General features: G+C 61.8%; 1 protein-coding gene. It reads left to right on the forward strand.

The window, feature by feature from the left end; all coding sequences use genetic code 11:
* Positions 1-31 precede the first annotated feature (31 nt).
* The coding region (locus tag BK660_RS32035; protein ID WP_148057552.1) for an LLM class flavin-dependent oxidoreductase at positions 32-961 on the forward strand (930 nt) is incomplete at its 3' end.

Raw genomic sequence — 961 nt, forward strand, 5'->3', positions numbered from 1 at the left:
AGCCTGCCTCCTCACTCGGAGACGCAGGTTTATGAAGCAACTGTCCGACGTAAAATTTTCCACCCTCGATCTGGTACCGGTACGCGAGAACGGCAGCCCGGCGCAATCGCTGCGCAATTCGCTGGATCTGGCGCAGCACGTCGAGAAATTCAGCTACACGCGGTTCTGGGTGGCCGAACACCACAACATGGACGGCATCGCCAGTTCTGCGACGTCTGTTCTGCTCGGCTATCTGGCTGGCGGTACGTCGACGATTCGTGTCGGCTCCGGCGGCGTGATGCTGCCCAACCATGCGCCGCTGGTGATTGCCGAGCAGTTCGGCACACTGAAAAGTCTGTACCCGGGCCGGATTGACCTCGGCCTGGGCCGTGCTCCCGGTTCCGATCAGATGACCGCTCGTGCCTTGCGCCGTGAGCGCTCTGGTAGCGCTGATGATTTCCCCGAGGACGTCGCCGAACTGGTGCGCTACCTCGGTCCGCGTACTCCGGATCAGCGGGTGATCGCGATGCCGGGCACCGGCACCAATGTGCCGATCTGGCTGCTGGGTTCCAGCCTGTTCAGCGCGCAATTGGCTGGTGAGCGCGGCTTGCCTTACGCCTTCGCCTCGCATTTCGCTCCGCGCTTCATGCATGAGGCGATCCGCGTTTATCGCAATCACTTCAAGCCTTCGGCGGTGCTCGACAAACCGTACGTGATGCTCGGCGTGCCGCTGGTGGCCGCCGATACCGATGAACAAGCCGATTACCTGGCGACTTCGGTGTACCAGCGCATTCTGGCGTTGATGCGTGGGCAGAGTCTGGTGCAGCGTCCGCCGGTGAAAACCATGGATGGCTTGTGGTTGCCGCACGAGCGTGAGGCGGTGGGTGATTTCCTCGGTCTAGCGATGGTCGGCAGCCCGCAGAAGATCCGTGCGAAGCTCGAAGTGCTGATTGAGCAGACGCAGGCGGATGAGCTGATTTTC

The organism is Pseudomonas brassicacearum (genome assembly GCF_003732265.1).
GTDB lineage: Bacteria > Pseudomonadota > Gammaproteobacteria > Pseudomonadales > Pseudomonadaceae > Aquipseudomonas > Aquipseudomonas brassicacearum_D.